The 466-nt window shown below is 62.4% G+C and carries 1 protein-coding gene; it reads left to right on the top strand.

Translation table 11 applies throughout. The features are described from left to right. Positions 1-35: 35 nt before the first annotated feature. Positions 36-466: hypothetical protein (locus VSR71_RS35050; RefSeq protein WP_342917915.1), on the top strand; the 431-nt coding region annotated here is incomplete at its 3' end.

Genomic DNA, 466 nt, shown 5'->3' on the forward strand with positions numbered 1-466 from the left:
TTGCGGTACTCGCGTACGCAGGAGACCCCCTCGCCATGGACGGACGGATCGAAGTCGTCTCCGACGGCCAGGATGGCTCCTGGGCCGTGCAGCAAACCATCACGACCGCCGCGAACCCCTTCGGTGACGGACCGCTGGGCGGCATGCCGTTCCAACTGACAGCGCCGGGCGATCTTGACGGCGACGGCATCTCCGAAGTCGTTGTGGACTGGTTCGTCGGATCGAACGGACATTTCTCGACCCTGTACCGCATGGACGAGACCTCAGCCACACCTCAGCTCATCGAGATCGGGATCGACCACAGCGGTATGTCTCAGCCGATCGGGGACTACAGCATCACGTACGTCAACGATGGGCAGGTGACGACGGAAGTCGAAGACTGCACGAACTCGTGCGCTTCCGGCGAGACCTACCCGGTCATCTGGAGCTACGACGCAACCACCGACACGTTGCACGTGACCGAACA

Source organism: Cupriavidus oxalaticus (assembly GCF_038900635.1).
Classification (GTDB): domain Bacteria; phylum Pseudomonadota; class Gammaproteobacteria; order Burkholderiales; family Burkholderiaceae; genus Cupriavidus; species Cupriavidus oxalaticus_B.